This window comes from Colidextribacter sp. OB.20 (genome assembly GCF_009911595.1).
Classification (GTDB): domain Bacteria; phylum Bacillota; class Clostridia; order Oscillospirales; family Oscillospiraceae; genus Lawsonibacter.
This window is the reverse complement of record NZ_QWKG01000174.1, coordinates 1-543: the sequence shown is the minus strand read 5'-3', so window position 1 is coordinate 543 and position 543 is coordinate 1. Positions and strand designations below refer to the sequence as shown.

The following is a 543-nucleotide window of genomic DNA, read 5'->3' as shown; positions in this document are numbered from 1 at the left end:
TCTCCTACCTATCCTGTACATGCTTCACAGGTACTCAATATCAATCTGCAGTAAAGCTCCATGGGGTCTTTCCGTCCTGTCGCGGGTAACCTGCATCTTCACAGGTACTAAAATTTCACCGAGTCTCTCGTTGAGACAGTGCCCAAATCGTTACGCCTTTCGTGCGGGTCGGAACTTACCCGACAAGGAATTTCGCTACCTTAGGACCGTTATAGTTACGGCCGCCGTTTACTGGGGCTTCAATTCAGAGCTTCGACTAATGTCTAACCCCTCCTCTTAACCTTCCAGCACCGGGCAGGCGTCACCCCCTATACATCACCTTGCGGTTTAGCAGAGAGCTGTGTTTTTGATAAACAGTTGCTTGGATCTTTTCACTGCGGCTGTATTTCTACAGCACCCCTTCTCCCGAAGTTACGGGGTCATTTTGCCGAGTTCCTTAACGAGAGTTCTCTCGATCACCTGAGGCTACTCGCCTCGACTACCTGTGTCGGTTTGCGGTACGGGTAGTATTGAATTAAACGCTAGAAGATTTTCTTGGCAGTG

Annotated in this window: 1 rRNA gene; it reads right to left on the bottom strand. The window is 49.5% G+C overall.

Going from position 1 to position 543, the window contains the following annotated elements:
* Window positions 1–543 (bottom strand): 23S ribosomal RNA (locus D1641_RS19055); the annotation flags it as partial.